This is a genomic window from Lachnoclostridium edouardi (assembly GCF_900240245.1).
GTDB classification, from domain to species: domain Bacteria; phylum Bacillota; class Clostridia; order Lachnospirales; family Lachnospiraceae; genus Lachnoclostridium_A; species Lachnoclostridium_A edouardi.
This window is the reverse complement of sequence record NZ_OESQ01000001.1, coordinates 2280021-2299856: the sequence shown is the minus strand read 5'-3', so window position 1 is coordinate 2299856 and position 19836 is coordinate 2280021. Positions and strand designations below refer to the sequence as shown.

Sequence of the window (19836 nt, the reverse complement as noted above, 5' to 3'; positions counted from 1 at the left end):
TTCAATTAAAATTCAGAATGCAAGCAGAAATTTTCATGTTCATAAACCATAAATTTCTTTTATCAGAATAAATCAATAAGTCTATGTATATGATTGCACATAGGTTTTCATCTTCAGTTTTCCAAATTGCTGTTCTAATATTTCAATATACTCCTTCTTTATATACAATTCCGTTCCACTATATAATGGAATTGCATTTCCAGGATACTCACTGTCGCCCTTATAACTTGATGACCATTTTTTCATAATAAAGACAATATCATTTTCATGATTGACGGCAATATATCTTCCATGCCAAAAATCAAATTCAATATGAACATTAAGCAATTTAGAAACTGACATTCCAGGCCACAGATACTCTTCATCTTCTAATTCTCGATCCAATGTACTAATAAAATTAATTAGTGCTTTCGAATTATCCGAAATCATATAGATTTCCCTTTCTTCAACCTCTGTAGCTAAACATTGTTGGAACGGATTCTGATATTCTTCATCTTCCCCTCCTACTATTCCTTGATATGCAAATACCAAAGACACCTGTTGATAATCAATGCGTTTTCTTATTTCGGAGCGTCCTATTAGAATGTATTCATCCTCATTATTTTTCAAAAAAGGCTCACATGAATTATTCTTATTATACAGATAATTTCGGGGTTGCATTTCACGGCACTTAAATAATCTATACATTCCCTGATAGTCAGGTATCAATCGTAGCAAATTCTGCGAAATCAACTCGGGTTTTCTGTCCAAAAAAGCTTTTTCAATAATCGCATGGAGCGCATATTGAATTACATATGATTTGTACACAGTATTTGTTTCAGGAATCTTGCTTGATCCCCCAACAAAATCTTGTATTATATCATTCAGATTCCTTGATGCATGTAGTTTTTCATAGAGTTCTACATAGTTAATACCACAAGTATTAATCACCTGCATAATCGGATCTCGGTATACTGAATTCTTAGCGTATTCATCAGCTCCTTCTCGAGTCTTTTCTTGCCCAAGATCATATAGCTGTTCTGATAAATAAAACTCAATATCTTCCTGCTCCAAATAATCAGGTGCATGTTTATCAGCACACTTCAAAAGATAGCTCTTATATATTGTAAATTCTGAAAATATAACATCCAAAAGCAAATTTCTGGTTGGATATATAGCATTAATTGCATTTATCATTCGCTCTTCATTCAAATCTTTCAGATAATATCCATAACATCTTACTAAATCTGCGATTGCTATTTGTGTCACAAGATTATACTGTTCATAATGCTCTAGACAAAATACTATCGATTCCGTGAATTCAGAATAATTCTCTTCTTCAGCAGAATTCGCCAAGTAAGCATAAGCTGCTAAAAACGATTCCTTGCCTCCATCAATGAACCGCATTAATAAGCAGTTACGCAATTCTAATAGTGTATCTGTTTCTTCCCAAACATTATCAATAATATATTGATCAAGATTCGGAAAACGGAGTTTCATAATATCGAACACATTTCTCCAAATCTCAATGATACTATCCTTTTCAAAGCCAAACGTAAAAAGTGCATCCAAAAGACCTTTTGTAATTCTACCCGAATGTGAAATAATAACTTCAGGTAATTCATTATAAAACGTATCACAAGCCACATCAAAACTCAGTCGTGTACTATTGAGAAATTCGTCTTTATCCACTAAAGAACTTCCCCATTCATATGAGTAAAGGTATATCAACATATGAATTTCTGACTTTTCTTTATCATCCAGTTTCAGCCTATCAACAATTTGTAAAATATTCTCCTTATGTTTCTGACTGTACCTCCATCCCCCACCTTTGGTAATTATGAATCTCAACATTTCAAGTAAAGTATCTTTATCATTCTGATAATTCTTAAGAAATTCACAGATATCTTGTATATCTCGCTCAATTAAATCATGTGTTTCAAACCATTTCTTTGCATCTTCTAGGGTTGAGGCTTCAAAATGTATTTGACTATTTTCAAAAACATCTGTTGCTTTTTTACCATCTTTGTTGTCTATATCATCAGATTTCTTTATATGGAAATATTCTATATATTGTGAAACATCAAATCCTGCTGACTCGACTGTTAACAAGAATTCTTTGATACTTCCATCTTTCCAAGAATCATTATCCGGCCAAGAACTATCAAGGATATTGAATCTTGAAACTATGTTAATAACAAGTTCATTCATGCGCCACTTAATCAGCATTTTTTCATCGTTGCTTGTTTCTTCGAATATATGTACCAGCATTCTGCATACAGATGTGGCTGCATCAATTATTCTTGAGCTTGTATCATTTGGAAGTGACTCAATCAATCCAATTATAATATCCAAATAACTAGAATCATTGCAATACTTCTCTATAGCAGAACGTAACATACGCTCTACAACCCAACTTTTTCCATATTTGATTTGTAGCTCAGACAGGAATGCAAGCGCATACTTCGAATCTGTCTCAAGCAATTTGTCAAACCAGCGGTTTAGGAAGTGCTTTGTTTCTCTTCCATCAGTATGCTTCCAAAGAGCTATCGTCATTTTTGTTATTGTATCACGTTCCTTTTCTGGATTTTCTGCAACAGATTCAAAAAATATGTTATAAGAATCCATAATCTGTTCCAGAATAATATCCTTATGAAAACCATACGCAACAAGGTAACGTGTGCACAAATCAAAATACTCTAAAGCCTCAGACTGATTATACTTTGAAATAAGACTTACAAATCGGAGCTTTGCTGCAGCTATACAGTCATATACCTCATTCTTTTCTATATTCTCCTGAATTCTTAATAAATAAGGTTTTACAATTTCATAATTATCAATAGTCAAAAAATGAGATATTAATCCTAATAATTCAGCATCGGTTAATGGACCTCCCATGCTATGATCAAAACTTGTTCCCGTTTCATTATCAAGCCGTTCGAGAATATCCAAAGCTTTCTCCAGATCCTCTACTTCTCCATTTTGAAAAATCAATTTTACCGCCTGTTCATATGATTTTGTCAATTCATTCTGGAGAAAATACAAATCGCAGGTACGTGGTTTACCCTTAAAAACCTCTGTATCTTGTAGCAGTAGTTTCAAATTAGTAATCGCTGATTCACAAATGTATTTAGAATCCATTTGTGCTGTGGATGCACACAATTCTGCCATCTTGACAGAGTAAATTATCCAATTATAGAACCAGTTAATATTTCCACAATCAGCAACGACTGCTTCTATAGCTTTTCTATCCCCCCGCTCAGAAAGATAGTATATTTGCGAAAATAATTCTTTGAAACTTCTGACATCTTCTTCTCCTGGCATCTTCAGTTTTTTAATTTTTTCCCAGTTCCTAATAGCAACTTCAAAGGAAACATCTCTTTGCGGATAATATCCAGTTTCAATATATGAAAGATAGTCTTTCCAATGAATCAGCTGTTGCTTCTCCGCAATTGAAGCAATTTCATTAAATTCTATGTAACCCTCTAGCTCATCATACGCAATCTCAATACATTGATTTCTTATTGAATCCTTTTCTTTTTCTATTAATTCCATAAGCTTAGGAATAATACTAACCCCTTGCTTATCGAGATGATATCTAAAATAGTATTTAAAATCCTCAATCTTATACTGTTTAGCATCTGTATCTAAATATAATTCCCACCAAGGTGTAATACCAGCTTTCGAAGAAATATAACATGCCAGCAGACCTGTATTCTTATCAAAAGTTGGCTTTCCATCAATCTGCATTAATTGATTTAGTTTAGAAGCGCCTTTTATATCGCATATTGCCTGGAAGTATTCTTCACCAGTACTTTCGAATTCGTTCATATCATCGAGCATTGCCAACAATTCACCAGCTGTTACCAATGCAACTAAATTTCTAGTTCTACCTGCGCTTCGAATAATACAATTCAGATTCATTCTTATGCGTTTTCGAGAATACCCCTCTGAAACTGATTTAAGAACGAATTCTTTCTCAATCAAAGCTGTATTCTCATCATCACGCTTAACCTTATACAGGAGTTCTGTGAGATAATAAAACGCCTTATCAAATTCAAAAAAAGGTTTCTCCTGTAGCCAATCAGCAAGAATACCATAAACATTTCTCTCTAAATCAACTTTTTTATCTCTTAATAAAGATAACACAAATCGGCGAAAACTTTCATGATAAATTGAAAAGCCGCCACTTAAAACATTTTCAATTAATAATGGTTGAAGCACCGATATATCGTATTCTACATATTCTCCATCTCCGGTGATCTCCATTAAATCATCTAGGCTAAGATAGAAATCTGCCCCACAAAGTGCATTTACTGTGCGATTGTTATGAACCTTTTTATATAAATAGCAATAATACTCAGATAAGTTGATATCGTAATCGGGTATTTCATCAATTAATTCTTTATCTACATTTAAGTTTCGTAACTGGCGCAAGATGTAACTAAGATACAGTGCATTCCCTTGAGATTTTTTAAGCAGATATTCACTTATTGATGAGCTATCGTCTTCTTTGATAATGTCATCAATAATCTGAAAAGTTGCCATCAAGGATTTCGCTTGCTTAATACCCCATGGCTCAATTTCAAATACACAGTAGCCATTGGCTTTAAATTTATCCAGTACGCCTATTGGCTGTGATGCTATTATGACATAACAGTTATCAGGAAAATGAATCCCCAACAGTTCCGATATAATTTCGGTTTCTGAATGTGAAATAAGATCTTTATGTAAATCATATTCCCTAGAGATATGATCAAGGCCATCTACTACTAAATAGAATTCTTCTCCAATGAATCGAAGCAGATTTTCAAGCTCTGCTTTATCAGCTCCAAAGATTGTATTCTTATGCTCAACTAATTCTGGGCATTGCTCCACAATCTGTGAAACCAGATTGCCATATAAGGAAGTTACACGTATTCTCTCAAGACTATTTGTGTCCTGCAATGACTGGAAACAATTATAATGAATAACTTTACTGTCTTCATTTTCAAGTTTATCTATGAATTCATCAACAAGCCAAGACTTGCCAGAGCCAGGGTTGCCAGTAATAATGACACGTTTTGAATCACGAATTATTCCATATAACCTTTCAATCTCATCATAAAGTATAACTTTATGTGCCGAATCCACTGGAAATCTTTGATCAAATTTCCCATAATCCATTATAAATCCAAGGCGCCCCATTAATGTATTGGTATAGAGTCTATTCCCCATCGCTCTGGAATGCTTCACTTCTGTAGCAAGCTTATAAATAACTTCTTCTAAATTTAGACTATCATTTGGATAAATTCCTACGCCCAGCTTCTCAGCTTGCCGAATAATTACATTTTCTATACCACCAGGTTTTTTCAAATCCAGACTTGCTTTAGGCATTTCCAAAACAATCGTAAGTTCATTGCAGAATAATAAAAAGTCTTCTCTATCGATAATCCCTGACTTAATCGCTGAATTAAACTTTCTCCACGTTTTTGGAGGTGGATTATCTACTGGCCAAAACGCCTCGCCATCAAACGAATATGCAGCCATAGAAAAAGGCAGTGTCTGTTCTTCAATAGGTTTCAAGAACTCTACAATCGGATCATCATCAGTAGGCCTGTGCCATGCAAGGCACAACTTTATCTGAGTATTATTTTTAGATTCTTTTCTCGTTTTCCAAGAAACGAAAAGATCACTTAACGCAGTACCATGTCCATTGCCATTTGCAAAGTCATCTTTAGTAAGTTTGTGGGAGGTTTCATCATCAGAATACTTAATCTGAAATTCAGTGGTACTATTAGGCGTCTTCACCTTTAGATCGTCAAATTTATCTCCGCTGAAATCCTTACGATCAATAATTATTTCCGCATCTATCTGACGAAGCATCAGTTGTAGAATTATTGAAACCGTAAAATAATCCTGATATTCATATCCTTCATGGATTGCGCTCTGCATTTAATGACCTCCTCATATCAACACAAATAAATCAACTTTTTAAGTCTTCTCCTGTCAGCAAATCGTACATTTCCTTATGAACGTACAGTAAGTCGAATCGCAAAATGACTCACGACCAATAATTTTCAAAAATACAATTTATAATAATTATTCTAGCATACCGTTATAAATAAATCATCTCATGCAAAACAATTTCTTTCGCCCGGTTGTGAATGTTATTGCAACGCTGCACCCATTCCATTTGACGGGTGCGCTTCAATTCCTCGGTCACGCCCTCGGCATCTTTCATCTGCTCCATGATGGTATCTAACCGTTCCTGTGCCTGTTCGTTCAGGTCTGCAAGATATGTCCACAATTCTCCGGTCAGTATCAATGTGTTCAATCTGTCTGGGTGGGCTTCTCTTAAATATTCCTGGTGCATCCGTCCGTACTTTCCGATAGAGCGGTGTTCCTCCAACAGCTTCAAATCTGGTATGTAATAATCTCCGTTCAAGGTGTAATGCAGTCCATTTTTTTCATCATAAATGTATTCCTTCAATCTACTCATATTTTAATTTCCTCATTCTGGCTTATTTTTTGCAAGTCTGGCTCTCCAGAAATATTGGTAAATCGTTGGTAAAATTGAGAATGGAACACAAGAACTGGTATTTATAGAAGTATTTAAGACGATTTGAGACTTTTTATTCTGAACAGTAAATCCTGCCGTGGCAGATGAAAAGTACTTTTATCATATTTAAAATTCCTCCTTGAATGCTCTATCTTTCCCAGTATGTAAATATCTTTAAAATTATTAAATTTGACACCAAAGAAGCAAAATACAACAAATTAAGGCGTGAATTGTAGTAAGAATCGAGGTGTGTTACTACTCAGCTATTTTATGTGGAAGCTCCTCTAATCTTTTTTCTGCAAGTGTTTGTAATTTCCTGACATACAATATCAATGCTATCTGCAAATAAAATTTCCCGACTAATTCCAAACAATTTTAATTCCTCTAATATTTTATTTTTAGCCGTTTTGGGGATAATAACCCGCCCACAAATAGCATCATGGTTTTTAGCAATCGGCTCAATAACCTTTTCAAAACATCGACTGCCTGCCGAACCATTCAGTGCAATTTTATTTGGAAAAAGAATATATCTTCCACACTGCATTTTTTGCCGGAGATTTCTAGTTGGTGCATAAACAAAAAACAATTTTTACAACACTCATCTATCCACTCTCCGCCCATCTCTGTTGTTGCATTACAAATTTCTTGCACCTGTTTCTGCTCAAGAAAATAGGGTTGTGTGAGTACTGCGCTATAAAAAAGATTCAATGGATAAGTTGTGCCTCTCACAAATCGGTAGCTATCAGCAATAGCATTGATAACAGGATAGTTTGTTACATCCAATTCATTATTTTTAAATGCTATGACTTCCGCATCTTTTTCATCATCTGAACAACATGCAAAGTATAACGCAACTAAAGCATTCTCTGTAACATCTAATAAACGTGTTGGAATCCCGTGATGCTGCAACAATGCTAATAACTCCAAAGGCTGTAATGCATTATGAAAAATATCTGGCATTCTAAACTTTACCATTTCAATTAAATTGCGCTCTTCATTAAAGATTGAAATATCGCCAGCAAATTTACGGTTTCGCCCCAATGACGGCAGCAGTTCAAATTCAGCATTTCACTGCCCTCTAAACAGCAAAATTTCATTTTTTTCTGCGCCATTACTAATGAGCGTCTCACTCCACTGACATACTTTTTGAACAAATTCTCGAATATTATTGACCTTATTTTCTGACATTACTATCCTCCTATTTCTAAATATATTAATAATTTTGTTTAAAAATTTCGCTCTAATTGAATTGCTCAATGTTATCTAATTTCAAAAAGTGTGCAAAATCAAACATATCCTATCAAGGCCAAGATCTCACTCACAAACTCGCCTAAAAGCTTTTGACAGTATTCTTTTCATAATCATCTTTAGAACCAACTTTCTCTCAAAGGATCTGTTCCAAACTTTTCATATCCGTTTCAGTTAATGGCTTATTCGTTTTAAGCTTTGCGATAACAATATTATCCTGAATACTGGCGTACATAGAATTCTGCTTTTGCCTTGAATTTTTAAGTTCATCCTTCTCCAGTGCAAGTTTCTTCCATTCTGTAGAAAGTATCTCATAAGTAAAATCTGTATATTACTTAACTTAGTCAACAGCAAGTTCATTTTATAAGTCCAAATCCCCTGCTCTCATTTACATGGCACAAGGCATTGTCCTTTCTGATAAAGGAAAAACAGGACCTATGTACTCATCAATATTTTTCATACACCCTCCACCTCCCTTTCCCCTTCCTTGTAAAGCTTCACTGGCAATAAACTTCCCTGTACTGTCCATATTTAATATGAATATCTGTCATTTCTCTAAATTCATATTGTCCCTTCTCAATATATAACTTGTTGTCTTGTATATTACAATTCATAATCAGAAACTTATCATCATAAATGGTGATTATTACTTTATTATCATCTATGGTCTCATAATCTTTTTTGTCACTTACTTGTCTGTTTAGCCCTAAATATGTTCCTGTGCCAGTATCGGCTAAATAAATTATCAGTGCTGCTGCAAATAATATCTTTTCTGCTTTCGCAAAAGCCCTATGCCCTTTAAAGTGCTCTCTCAGAAGTACAAAATACGCCAATATTACATCTGCAATGAGAATTACAATAACCCCAATATCATTGTCTAATATACTTATTAACCACTTATTTTTTATTAAATGAATAATCCCGCTGGTTAATAAAATATTCTGAATCCATAAAACACATACTAAAACTATAAATAACAGGAATGTGAATACTTTATTTTTTACCTTTGAATTTAAGTAATTTAAAAAAATGGGATATAGAATTAAAAGAATAATACTTACCAGAAAAATGATTTTAATGTGAAACGGCTGGGAGCCATTAAAATATCTCATATCAATGCCGTAATATTTGCTGCTGTTTTGGGAATATATTACAGTTGAGTAAATATTTATTAAGGTTCCCAATGTAATGCATAAACCAATTCCGATTTCTAAAATGCTCCAAATATTATCCTGGATATACTTTTTAAATTTTCTGCTTTTAAAGGGCCTTCCAGATGAATCGACAATTTCCATATTATCATGCATTGATACTCCCTCCCTTACGCTTTTACACGTCTCCAATCACACAATAAATCCTGTTATAAGCAGAGTATAGCATATCCATCTTCTTTCCGCCATATAGTGTAGTTTTGGCGGCAATCCTGCCAGCTTTACTGCCAGCTTTATAAAGAATCGTTTTAACAGTGAACTTGATTCAGATTTAGAAAAAATGCAGCAGCCGCGGCTTTTTAGTCTTCAATAAAGGAATGGCTCATAATATAAAACTCATCCTGGCTGGGCCTGTATTCCTTTTCCTTCTTTTCTAATGCATCATCATATTTCTGCGCTTCTTTTTCACTGACGGCCATAACTGGACTGTCATAATACACCCATTTTTTCCCGCCTAAAGCCCCTGGAAGCAGTTCTTTTACCATCATTGCTGACGGGTATTTTCCATTTTCTATACAAATATTATATTTTTTGCAACTTTTAAAGCCACGGCCTACATAGTTTACTGGACTTCCAAAAATAACAACTGTATCATAGCCCAGATTTACTGCATGAGTAAAAGAATGCTCAATAAGCATTTTCCCATAACCCATTCTTTGATATTCAGGCATAACGCAGATAGGGCCAAAGGTAAGGATTTCCTTCTCTCCCCCGTCTTCATCTACCAGTCTTGCTTTTGTGTACATAATATTTCCTATTACTTCGCCGTTCAGCTCCAAAACAAAATCTAGTTCCTGAATAAAATCCTGGTGTTCCCGCATAATGTGAACCAGATAATGTTCTGTGCAGCCTGGCACATAAAGATTATAAAAAGCATCCCTTGTAATTTTTTCTACTTTTTCGTAATCTGATTTCTGTTCATTTCTAATATTGATTATTTCACTCATTAAAGAATCTCCTATCTTTTTTCATTTATTATAATGTGCCCCCATTTATTTGCCAAGGCACATTTAGTAAAATCTGCCGTATATATTTTACTAGTGTTATATCTTCTTATAAACACAAAGAAAGCCGCCCTGTTAAGGACGGCTATATCTCATCGCAGGGGGTCATCCCCCGCTTTGAGGACTGCACATAAATTTAACCTTAGAACAATTCAGTACAAGGATTAGTTGTTGATTCCGGTGATTCCTAATTTACCATTGTCATCTGCCTTAAATGTAATGTTCTTTCCATCGCTTCCCATTACATATCCTGCCTCAACCTCTTCTAATGTTGTAGTATCAAAGGCTGTCACTGCGTCAGAAAACTCCTCTGTAAATAAAGAGTCTTTGTCTAATGCAAGGAATGCTTCTTTATCAGCTACAACGCCCTCATTGTCCTTTACGCTTGCTACATAAACAGGGTAAGTAACCATGTCTGCTAAATCCTTCAGGTCTTTATTCATAACTGCATCAGCTACCAGGTCGGCAAACTCCTGTGGAGTCTCTTTTACTTCAGCTTCTTCAGAGCTTTCTGCTGTGTCAGATTCTTCTTCCTTAGCTTCCTCTGTCACGTCGCCCTCCGCCTCGGCTGTATTATCATCTGCATTAACTGCATCAGTAGCTTCCACAGAAGTCTCTGTAGCTGCTATAGTCTCATCTTTTGCTCCGCCTCCACATGCTGTTAAGGCTAAAGCCAGTGCACTTGCTGCTGCGATCACATAATTTCTCTTTTTCATAATTTTTTCCTCCTTTATTATGTCAATCACTCTAGGGACAAGGCTTATGATAACACAACCAGGAAAAAAAGGCACGAAAAATTCCCTTATGTTTTCATTAAATAAGTATGAATAAATATAAAAATTTAGAAACTTCTTAATTTGTCAGAATCTTCCTCCCCTGTTTTTTCTATTTCTTTAATTACTACATAATAACCTGCATCTCCATTTGTTTTAACCTTTACCCGCTCTCCAATTTTATGTCCCATAATAGCTTTCCCCAGGGGAGATTCATTGCTGATGCGGCCGTCCAGAGAATTCCCTCTTACTGTAGTCACAATTTTATATGTTTCAGTTTCATCATCATCCTCAAAATAAACTGTTACTTTATTATTCAGCCCTACCTCGTCCTCTTTAGACTCATCTGTAATAATATGAGCTGTTTTTATCATTCTTTCTAAATACCGTATCCGGCTTTCATTTTTATTTTTATCTTTTTTAGCTGCATAGTATTCAAAATTCTCACTTAGGTCTCCCTGGGCTCTGGCCTCCTTTACAGCCTCAATAGCCTCCTTTCTCACTACCAGCTTTCTGTAATCAATTTCTTCCTGAATTTTTTTAATATCGCTTTTTGTCAGCTGATCATTCATTCCATTCACTTCCCTTTTTTTATTGTTATGAGCATTACTATTTTTTTATCGTTATGAGCACTTAGTGCCTGTATTTTAGGCACTTACGTGCGATACATGAAAAACAGTTTGCGAGGTATTTCACGAGCATTACTATTTTTTATATCACAACTGAGCCTGCCGTTCAAGAGCGGCAACGGAAATAATGTTCCCCCCTTGTATCTGTTACTTTACAGCAGTATAATACTTACCAACCGTATACACAAGCTAATACAGCAAAAAGCATAATTTCACATTCAATCAGATAATGAAAAGAGGTAATCTATATGATTTTATACTTTTCCAGCACTGGAAATACTAAATTTGTAGCTGAAATGATGGCAAGGGATTTAAAAGATGAGATTGTATCCCTGAATCACGTTTTCAAGTATAATAAAAAATGGGAATTTCACTCTGAAACCCCATTTATACTGGCAGCGCCTGTTTATGCGTGGCGTTTGCCAAAAAAAGTTAAGCTGCTTCTTAAAAATGCTGTTTTTACTGGAAGTAAAGAAATTTATTTTGTAATAACAATGGGAGGGCACGCTGGATCTGCAATGAACTCCTGTCAGCGGATCACATAAAAAAAGCAGATGACATATATGGGATTTGCAGGAATTCCCATGCCTGACAATTACTTTTTAGCTGATCAAATGCTTTCCAAAGAAGAAGCTGTTTTAAAAATACAAAAAGTTATTCCTTTCATTCACAATATAGAAAATATTATTAGAAATAAACAAGTTTTAAAGCTTTATGAGCACAAAAGTAATGATTGGTTTTTGTCTTCTGCAGCATATTGGGGTTTTAATACATTTATGAAAAGCAGCAGGGCTTTTAAGGTATCAGACCAGTGCATTCACTGCGGAAAATGTATAAAGGAATGTCCTGTAAATAACATTACTACAAAAGACGGAAAAATCACTTTTGGAAACCAATGTATGTTCTGCTTAGGCTGTATACACAAGTGCCCGGTCCATGCTATTGACTACAAAGGTAAAGCAAAGAAAAACGGCTATTATATTTGCCCTTCCTCATCTGAGATTTTAGCAGACAATAAAGAATTTCCACAAAAATAAGAAGCCTAACACAGTACGTTTATATGAAAATGCAAAAGGCACTGAATCCTCATCCCTTTAAGGGGTAGTCAGATTCAGCGCCTATTTTATTTTAGAAAAATGCAGCTATAATCCCTTTATGGCGAAATATGCCAAAGAAAATTTTTATAAAATTTTACATAGATTATTCTGCAAACATTGGAGTAGACAAGTAACGCTCTCCTGTATCAGGCAGGAGAACTACAATATTCTTTCCCTGATTTTCAGGTCTTTTTGCCAGCTGCAGGGCTGCCCACAAAGCGGCTCCTGAAGAAATTCCCACTAAAACTCCCTCTGTTCTGGCTATTTCCCTACCTGTATCAAAAGCATCCTGATTTTTCACCTGGATAATCTGGTCATAAATCTTTGTATTTAAAATTTCAGGCACAAACCCGGCTCCAATACCCTGGATTTTGTGAGGTCCTGGTTTTCCTTGTGACAACACAGGAGAATCCTCAGGTTCTACGGCCACTATCTGAATTTTAGGATTTTTAGACTTTAAATATTCTCCCACTCCTGTAATAGTTCCTCCTGTGCCAACTCCCGCTACAAAAATATCTACATTGCCGTCTGTGTCCTCCCAGATTTCCGGTCCTGTGTATGTCCTGTGAGCCTTAGGATTTGCCAAGTTTACAAACTGGCCTGGTATAAAGCTTTCAGGGATTTCTCCGGCCAGTTCTTCTGCTTTTGCAATGGCCCCATTCATTCCCTTAGCTCCATCTGTAAGCACCAACTCTGCGCCATATGCTTTTATAAGGTTTCTCCTCTCTACGCTCATGGTTTCCGGCATTACTATAATCAGCCTATAGCCTTTTGCCGCTGCCGCAGAGGCCAGTCCTATTCCAGTATTTCCGCTGGTAGGTTCAATAATTACCGCTCCTTTTTTCAGCGCTCCCGCCTCTTCTGCCATCTCTATCATTTCTCTGGCAATTCTGTCCTTTACACTGCCCGCCGGGTTAAAATACTCTAATTTAGCCAGAAGTTTCCCTTTAAAATCATATTTCTGCTCAAATTTTTCTAACTCTAGTAAAGGCGTTCTTCCAACTAATTCTGTAATAGAATGATATATTTTCATAATGATTCATCTCCTTATAATACTGCCCGAAAGGCCTGTTCTAAGTCTTCAATTATGTCGTCAATATGCTCTGTTCCTATAGATAATCTAATTGTATTTGGTCTGATTCCCTGCTCCCTTAATTCTGTCTCAGTTAACTGAGAATGGGTTGTACTGGCAGGATGAATTACTAAAGATTTTACGTCGGCTACATTTGCCAACAGGGAAAATAATTTTAAATGGTCAATAAATGCTTTAGCTTTTTCATCATTTCCTTTTATTTCAAATGTAAAAATCGAGCCTGCGCCATGAGAAAAATACTTTTCATAAAGCTGATGGTCCGGATGGCCTGGCAAGGACGGATGATTTACTTTTTCTACTAAAGGATTGGAGTTTAAATAATCTACTACCTTTAAAGCATTTTCCACATGACGTTCTACTCTCAGGGACAAGGTCTCAAGTCCCTGTAAAAGCAGGAATGCATGGAAGGGAGAAAGAGTAGCCCCAGTGTCCCTTAAAAGCACTGCTCTCACTTTAGTAATAAATGCCGCTGCTCCTGCTGCCTCTGTAAAAATCACCCCGTGATAACTGGGGTTAGGCTCTGTAAGAGAGGGGAATTTTCCGCTGGCCTTCCAATCAAACTTTCCGCTGTCCACAATAATTCCGCCTAAGGTGGTGCCGTGCCCGCCTATAAACTTTGTAGCAGAATGTACTACAATATCCGCTCCGTGTTCTATAGGGCGAAACAGCCATGGCGTTCCAAATGTATTATCTACTACTAATGGAATTCCATTTTCATGGGCAATCGCAGCAACAGCTTCCATATTAATAATATTACAATTAGGATTTCCCAAAGTTTCTATAAATATTGCTTTTGTATTATTTTTTATAGCTTTTCTAAAATTTTCCGGGTCCTCTGGATCTACAAAAGTAGTGTGAATGCTATATTCTGGAAGAGTATGCTCCAACAGATTATAAGAGCCTCCATATATAGTTCTGGCTGAAACAATGTGGTCTCCGCCTTTTGCTAAGCCCTGGAATGCATAAGTAATGGCTGCAGCTCCTGATGCAACTGCCAAAGCTCCTACGCCTCCCTCCAAAGCCGCCACCCGCTTTTCAAACACATCCTGAGTACTGTTTGTAAGTCTTCCGTAAATATTTCCTGCGTCCTCCAGGCCAAATCTGGCCGCTGCGTGAGCGCAGTTGTCAAATACATAAGATGTAGTCTGATAAATAGGCACTGCCCTGGCTCCAGTAGCCGGGTCTGGCTGTTCCTGTCCTGCATGTACCTGTAATGTTTCAAATCTGAATGTTTTATCTGCCATTGTAAATACCTTCTTTCATTATTTTTATTTGCATATGAATCTTTGCAGCAGTCACTGCCTTCTGGTTATTTACAACAGCACATTCGCCCATTTCGGAAATTTTCTCTCAGCAGCCTGATAAATATAGCGTTCATAAAGTACCTCCATTCATATCTATTTAATATGAATTAGTTGTTTAAAAGATTACCACTTATTTCATAGTATGTCAATAGGAATTATGTTTTTTACTAAGATTTTACAAAAATCAGATAGCAGAACTTATAAAATCTGGATATACTTTTTCTTTGTACAGATAATAACTAATATTAAATCGGAAATTAAATATCATTATTTAGTCTAATACCGGGAAAGGTAAAAAGTACTGTGAAAGAGAAAAAGCAAGAAAACATCACATATGAACAAATCAGAAAAAATCAGGAGATTAATATTTTAATTGAACAGGGAAATCAAGTTTTAGGAAAATTAGGCTATACAGAACACTCTGGAAAACATGCCGCAAAGGTAGCTGAGACAGCAGGAGAAATTTTGAAAAAATTAGGCTGTAGTAAGCATCATATATATTTAAGTAAAATTGCCGGATATATGCACGACATTGGCAACGCGATTAACAGACACGACCACGCCCACAGCGGAGCAATTTTGGCCTACGAAATTTTAAAAAAGCTGGAGCTGCCTTTAGAAGATGCAGCTATAATAGCTTCAGCCATAGGAAATCACGACGAAAGCACTGGAACCGCGGTAGACGTGGTATCAGCTGCTCTCATACTGGCAGATAAAACAGACGTACGCAGAAATCGGGTGCGAAATCAGGTCATTGCCAGCTTTGACGCCCACGACCGGGTCAATTATGCCGCTCTCTCCTCTAAGCTTTCTGTAAATGCTGAAAAAATGGTAATTCAAATGGATTTGGAACTGGACGATACAATGTGTTCCGTAATGGATTATTTTGAAATCTTTCTCCAAAGAATGATTATGTGCCGGAGAGCAGCAGAAGTATTAGGCTGTAAATTTAAGCTGACAGCCAACGGAAGTAAATTAACTTAATATTTGACACAATAAAAACCTGCTACAACATAATTATTTTACTTTCCTTTATGACTGTAATTTCTTCCTGATTATCAATGTAAATATCTTTGTCTCCTTCCTTGCCCAACTTTTCCACAAAGAAGGTTCGTGGAATGTAGTACTCCTCTCGTTCAACTTTTTCTAATCCCAAATGAATTACTGCATTATCATATGTACTGTAAAATAAAATTTCACAATCTATTCGAGTCGGTGGCATCACTTTACTTTTATCATAATTTACTGCCAGAGGCGATTCCAGCAAAGAAGGCATCAAATAAAAATATACATACTTTGCTTTCACATTTTGAAATTGTCTTCTGTTTAACTGTTTTAAATGTCTAATGTCGACGATACCATCTTTTATATTGTTCCACCCATCTTCGCCGCGGTAATTATGTAATTCTGAAAGTCTAACTGCTGGCTTTGCGATAGATTCTATTCCTAGTAAATGACAGAAATTATAACTATTAAACCGTACCGAAATTGTTCTTTGATTATTCTTACTTTTAACAGTATAAGTATAAATAAACGGGCACAAAAACATCTCGTAGTATTCTCTTAGAACATTCAAAGTTATATCATTTATCCTAGGTTTTACTGTAAGTTCTTTTAATTCAACTGCGCTGTACATTTTATCCCCCAAAATCAAGAAAGAGTTCTGTAACAACCAGAACTCTTTCATACAGCTATTTTATTCTGCTCATATTTAAACTCTCCGCAGCGGAGAAATCAGGAGCTGCACCCGATTATTATAACTTATGTTATAAATCAAAAATTATACTATTTTGCCTCTCCGCAACAGAGAAAGGCTGTCATTACTTAATTATCAATAATATTATAGTTGTATTTTTTCAACTTGTCAAACAAATTTATCAGACAAAAAACCTCCCAAGACCAAAAGTCCTGAGAGGTTGTATACTGTATTGAATTGTTCTCGAATATCTGATTATCTCTTGCTGAACTGCGGAGCGCGACGAGCCGCTTTGAGACCGTATTTCTTTCTTTCTTTCATTCTTGGGTCTCTTGTTAAGAAACCTTCTTTTTTCAGAACTGGTCTGTAATCAGCGTCTGCCTGAAGCAGAGCTCTGGAAATACCATGTCTGATTGCTCCGGCCTGGCCAGTGAAACCGCCGCCATGTACGTTTACTAATACGTCAAATTTGTCAACTGTCTCAGTAGCTACCAGTGGCTGACGAACAACTAATTTTAATGTTTCAAGACCAAGATACTGGTCGATATCTCTCTTATTGATTGTGATTTTACCTGTGCCTGGCACTAAGTATACTCTAGCGATAGATTTTTTTCTTCTTCCTGTTCCGTAGAATTTTGCGTTAGCCATTCTAATTTCCTCCTTTCAAGACCTTATTAAAATGTTAAAACTTCTGGCTTCTGTGCAGCCTGCTCGTGATCTGGGCCTGCATAAACGTGAAGTTTGTCCATCATGCTTCTTCCTAAAGGTCCCTTTGGAAGCATTCCCTTAACTGCTAACTCAACTACCTTCTCAGGCTTTTTAGCCATCATTTCTTTTAAAGTAGTCTCTCTCATTCCTCCAACATAATCGGAGTGATTATAGTAAATCTTCTGATCTAACTTTTTACCTGTTACAACAACTTTATCTGCATTTACAACGATTACATAATCTCCACAATCCATATGAGGTGTGAAAATTGGTTTATTTTTACCTCTTAAAACCTTAGCAACTTCAGAAGACAAACGTCCTAAAGTACATCCCGCAGCATCAACTACGTACCATTTTCTATCAATAGTCGCTGGACTAGCCATAAAACTTTTCATTGGTCAACCTCCTGTTAAAATCAATGTTATAAAGAAATAACTATATCCTAAAATGCTTACTCCGGGGCTTTGGTTTAAGCATTTTCGTCTAACGTCACAGTTATACATTATATAATACCATTCAAAATGTGTCAACCCATTTTTCCATAAAATTCTAAGAGAAATCAGGAAAAATCAAGGGTTTTCGCCTACATCCTCAGCCAGAAAAAATCTGCCCTCCTCTATTCCGCCCTCTTTTACTAAATCAGCCATCTGAGAAAGGTTTTCCATCTCCTGTCTGTCCTTACTGTCTATAGCCTGGAAAAACTTATTTTTATCTTCCAGAAGATTTAAGCGGTAATAGCCATACTGCTTTCCAGTTTCAGTCGCATTTTCCTTAGAATAATCCGCCACAAAAATCTCAGCCGCGCCGTTTCTGTAAGCCTGGTGAATAGTTCTCCTTAAAACTCCCTCTGCCTCCCCTATTTTACAGCGGTGAAGGAAAATATATGCTTTTCCTTCATTTTTAATATGAGACTGAAGCACATGATAGCTCCATTCTTTATTATGTCCTTCTCCCCATCTGGGAAGCTCTTTTTCATATTCCAGACTTATTAAGGTCAATCCTTTGGCAGGCGCTGTTCCCCCTGCCGCCTGCCTGTCCCTGGCATAAAGAATTTCCTCTACATGTTCCGGCGGGTATACCCCCATACCTACTTTTATTAAAGTGCCTGCAATAATTCTTACCATATTATATAGGAAACCGCTGCCGCTGATTCTTATGGTGATCATGCTGTTTTGATCTTTTTCCACTGTCAGGCTGTAAATGGTTCTCACTGTCTCCTCAGCCTGAGTTCTCACAGTACAAAAGCTTTTAAAGTCATGCTCCCCCATTAAATATTGGGCTGCCCTTTTCATTTTCTCCACATCCAGATGAAAATAACAAAAATGGGAATAAAGGCGCAGCACAGGCATATCTATTTTTCTGTTTAAAATTTTGTATTCATATGTTTTAACGCAATTCTGTTTTCTGGGATGCCAGTCTAACGGTACTTCCTCTGAACTTTGAATCCGTATATCCTGAGGAAGCCTTTGATTTAAGGCAAAGCAAATCTTGTCTGCAGGCATACGGTTGTCTGTATCAAATATTGCCACATTTCCCATAGCGTGCACCCCTGAATCAGTTCTACTTGCCCCGGTAATAACAATAGGCTCTCTTAGCAATTCTGAAAGGGCCCTGTTTAATACTTCTTCTATAGTCAGTCCGTTTGGCTGAAGCTGCCATCCGCAGTAATTTGTGCCGTCATATGACACTGTCATTTTTACACGTTTCACTGCCGTTTCTCCTTAATCCTGATCTTATATCTGTCCCTTTTATAAAAGAAAATCTACAGCCAGCACTGCTGCAAAATAAACCAGCAGGATTACATATGCCAGCCTGTCTCTTTTTTCATATTTTAAAGGCTTCATCTTTGTCCTGCCCTCCCCACCCCTGTAGCATCTGGCCTCCATAGCCATAGCCAGGTCGTTGGCGCGGCGGAAAGCTGAGATAAAAAGGGGAACTAAAAGAGGAACCATGCTTTTAGCCTTTTTAATTAGATTGCCAGACTCAAAATCCGCTCCCCTGGCCATTTGAGCTTTCATAATCTTGTCTGTTTCTTCCACTAATATAGGAATAAATCTTAAAGCAATAGACATCATCATAGAAATCTCATGGACAGGCACTCCTATTTTTTTCAAAAATCCCAGACTTTTCTCCAGACCGTCTGTCAGCTGATTAGGGGTTGTGGTCAATGTCATAACAGAGGAACCTACTACTAAATAAATCAGGCGCAAAGCCATAAGTCCGGCTAAAATTAATCCTTCTTTTGTAATCTTTAAAAAACCCCACTGCCATACAGGTTCACCGGCAGTGAGAAACAGGTTAAAGCTGACGCTGATCAGCAGCAAGATAAAAATTGCCTTTAACCCTCTTACCATAAACCGAAACGGCACTTTTGACAGTTTTATACAGCCAGCCAGAAAAACTGTGGCGATTAAATATGTCCAAAAAGACTGAGCGCAAAACAAGGATATAATAAAAATCATTGTTCCCGCCAGCTTAGTTCTGGGGTCCAGTCTGTGAACCACAGAATCCACAGGATAATATTGTCCTAAAGTAATTTCTCTCAGCATAACA

14 protein-coding genes and 2 pseudogenes are annotated in these 19836 nt (G+C 36.5%); 2 read left to right on the top strand and 14 right to left on the bottom strand.

Annotated features, from left to right (window positions below; genetic code table 11):
* Positions 1 to 81: 81 nt before the first annotated feature.
* From C1A07_RS10840 to greA, 7 genes are all read right to left on the bottom strand, one after another.
* Positions 82 to 5913 carry an ATP-binding protein gene (locus C1A07_RS10840; RefSeq protein ID WP_101877123.1) on the bottom strand — a complete coding sequence of 1944 codons (5832 nt, stop codon included), beginning with the start codon at positions 5911 to 5913 and terminating at the stop codon, positions 82 to 84.
* Positions 5914 to 6076: 163 nt separating this feature from the next.
* Positions 6077 to 6460: a TnpV protein gene (locus C1A07_RS10835; protein ID WP_101877122.1), complete on the bottom strand. Its 384-nt coding sequence runs from the start codon at positions 6458 to 6460 to the stop codon at positions 6077 to 6079.
* Positions 6461 to 7018: 558 nt separating this feature from the next.
* A complete protein-coding gene (locus C1A07_RS10825; RefSeq protein ID WP_101877120.1) occupies positions 7019 to 7573 on the bottom strand; it encodes an FRG domain-containing protein in 555 nt (184 codons plus the stop codon).
* A 692-nt stretch (positions 7574 to 8265) separates the two neighbouring features.
* On the bottom strand, positions 8266 to 9075 hold the full coding sequence (locus C1A07_RS10820; protein WP_101877119.1) for a hypothetical protein: 810 nt from the start codon (positions 9073 to 9075) through the stop codon (positions 8266 to 8268).
* A gap of 203 nt (positions 9076 to 9278) precedes the next feature.
* On the bottom strand, positions 9279 to 9917 hold the full coding sequence (locus C1A07_RS10815) for a GNAT family N-acetyltransferase (protein ID WP_180952298.1): 639 nt from the start codon (positions 9915 to 9917) through the stop codon (positions 9279 to 9281).
* 230 nt (positions 9918 to 10147) lie between these two features.
* Positions 10148 to 10699 carry a hypothetical protein gene (locus tag C1A07_RS10810; protein WP_101877117.1) on the bottom strand — a complete coding sequence of 184 codons (552 nt, stop codon included), beginning with the start codon at positions 10697 to 10699 and terminating at the stop codon, positions 10148 to 10150.
* Positions 10700 to 10824: 125 nt separating this feature from the next.
* Positions 10825 to 11328, bottom strand: coding sequence for a transcription elongation factor GreA (gene greA, locus C1A07_RS10805; RefSeq protein ID WP_101877116.1), 504 nt, complete (start codon positions 11326 to 11328; stop codon positions 10825 to 10827).
* A gap of 305 nt (positions 11329 to 11633) precedes the next feature.
* Between greA and C1A07_RS16440 the strand changes: the two are divergent.
* Positions 11634 to 12422, top strand: a pseudogene (locus C1A07_RS16440) (EFR1 family ferrodoxin).
* Positions 12423 to 12585: 163 nt separating this feature from the next.
* On the opposite strand, the gene cysK reads toward C1A07_RS16440, so the two are convergent.
* Both cysK and C1A07_RS10785 read right to left on the bottom strand, forming a co-directional pair.
* Positions 12586 to 13518 carry a cysteine synthase A gene (cysK, locus tag C1A07_RS10790; protein WP_101877113.1) on the bottom strand — a complete coding sequence of 311 codons (933 nt, stop codon included), beginning with the start codon at positions 13516 to 13518 and terminating at the stop codon, positions 12586 to 12588.
* A gap of 11 nt (positions 13519 to 13529) precedes the next feature.
* Positions 13530 to 14819, bottom strand: a complete 1290-nt coding sequence (locus C1A07_RS10785) for an O-acetylhomoserine aminocarboxypropyltransferase/cysteine synthase family protein (protein WP_101877112.1) — start codon at positions 14817 to 14819, stop codon at positions 13530 to 13532.
* A gap of 363 nt (positions 14820 to 15182) precedes the next feature.
* Between C1A07_RS10785 and C1A07_RS10780 the strand changes: the two genes are divergently transcribed.
* Entirely contained in the window at positions 15183 to 15863 is a 681-nt protein-coding gene (locus tag C1A07_RS10780) for an HD domain-containing protein (RefSeq protein ID WP_242972299.1), read from the top strand.
* 22 nt (positions 15864 to 15885) lie between these two features.
* On the opposite strand, the gene C1A07_RS10775 is transcribed toward C1A07_RS10780, so the two are convergent.
* The 5 genes and pseudogenes from C1A07_RS10775 to C1A07_RS10755 form a co-directional block, all read right to left on the bottom strand.
* Positions 15886 to 16566: a PBECR4 domain-containing protein gene (locus C1A07_RS10775; protein ID WP_101877111.1), complete on the bottom strand. Its 681-nt coding sequence runs from the start codon at positions 16564 to 16566 to the stop codon at positions 15886 to 15888.
* Positions 16567 to 16830: 264 nt separating this feature from the next.
* Entirely contained in the window at positions 16831 to 17223 is a 393-nt protein-coding gene (gene rpsI / locus C1A07_RS10770) for a 30S ribosomal protein S9 (protein WP_101877110.1), read from the bottom strand.
* A gap of 26 nt (positions 17224 to 17249) precedes the next feature.
* Positions 17250 to 17678 (bottom strand): 50S ribosomal protein L13, encoded by a 429-nt coding sequence (rplM, locus tag C1A07_RS10765; protein WP_101877109.1) that lies wholly within the window; start codon positions 17676 to 17678, stop codon positions 17250 to 17252.
* Positions 17679 to 18254: 576 nt separating this feature from the next.
* Positions 18255 to 18977, bottom strand: a pseudogene (gene truA / locus C1A07_RS16770) (tRNA pseudouridine(38-40) synthase TruA); the annotation flags it as partial.
* A gap of 54 nt (positions 18978 to 19031) precedes the next feature.
* Positions 19032 to 19832: an energy-coupling factor transporter transmembrane component T family protein gene (locus tag C1A07_RS10755; RefSeq protein ID WP_101877107.1), complete on the bottom strand. Its 801-nt coding sequence runs from the start codon at positions 19830 to 19832 to the stop codon at positions 19032 to 19034.
* Between the last annotated feature and the right edge of the window lie 4 nt (positions 19833 to 19836).

Coding starts and splice junctions, on each gene's coding strand:
- C1A07_RS10840 (WP_101877123.1), bottom strand. CDS start 5,913: ATGCAGAGCGCAATCCATGAAGGATATGAATATCAGGATTATTTTACG.
- C1A07_RS10835 (WP_101877122.1), bottom strand. CDS start 6,460: ATGAGTAGATTGAAGGAATACATTTATGATGAAAAAAATGGACTGCAT.
- C1A07_RS10820 (WP_101877119.1), bottom strand. CDS start 9,075: ATGCATGATAATATGGAAATTGTCGATTCATCTGGAAGGCCCTTTAAA.
- C1A07_RS10810 (WP_101877117.1), bottom strand. CDS start 10,699: ATGAAAAAGAGAAATTATGTGATCGCAGCAGCAAGTGCACTGGCTTTA.
- greA (WP_101877116.1), bottom strand. CDS start 11,328: ATGAATGATCAGCTGACAAAAAGCGATATTAAAAAAATTCAGGAAGAA.
- C1A07_RS10785 (WP_101877112.1), bottom strand. CDS start 14,819: ATGGCAGATAAAACATTCAGATTTGAAACATTACAGGTACATGCAGGA.
- C1A07_RS10775 (WP_101877111.1), bottom strand. CDS start 16,566: ATGAAAGAGTTCTGGTTGTTACAGAACTCTTTCTTGATTTTGGGGGAT.
- rpsI (WP_101877110.1), bottom strand. CDS start 17,223: ATGGCTAACGCAAAATTCTACGGAACAGGAAGAAGAAAAAAATCTATC.
- rplM (WP_101877109.1), bottom strand. CDS start 17,678: ATGAAAAGTTTTATGGCTAGTCCAGCGACTATTGATAGAAAATGGTAC.
- C1A07_RS10755 (WP_101877107.1), bottom strand. CDS start 19,832: ATGCTGAGAGAAATTACTTTAGGACAATATTATCCTGTGGATTCTGTG.